Annotated in this window: 1 protein-coding gene; it reads right to left on the bottom strand. The window is 51.1% G+C overall.

The window, feature by feature from the left end:
- Window positions 1-262 (bottom strand): DnaJ domain-containing protein (locus AAEZ02_RS22650; protein WP_351125316.1); only part of this gene is annotated, 262 nt, incomplete at its 3' end.
- Window positions 263-266 lie beyond the last annotated feature (4 nt).

The following is a 266-nucleotide window of genomic DNA, read 5'->3' as shown; positions in this document are numbered from 1 at the left end:
CACCAGCACCGCCGAAGCCGCCACCGCCCATGCCATTTTCAAAGGCTGAATGCCCCATACGGTCGTAGGCCGAGCGCTTATCTTCATCGCTAAGCACTTCATAAGCCATCGAGGCTTCTTTAAACTTGTCTTCAGCATCAGGATCATCAGAATTGCGGTCTGGATGGTATTTCATGGCCAGCTTGCGGTAGGCTCGCTTAATTTCCTTGCTGTCAGCGGTCTTGCTGACACCTAATACTTCATAAAAATCGCGCTTACTCATGGGC

The organism is Shewanella sp. T24-MNA-CIBAN-0130 (assembly GCF_040310185.1).
GTDB classification, from domain to species: Bacteria; Pseudomonadota; Gammaproteobacteria; order Enterobacterales; family Shewanellaceae; genus Shewanella; species Shewanella psychromarinicola.
This window is presented reverse-complemented; position numbering and strand designations above follow the sequence as displayed.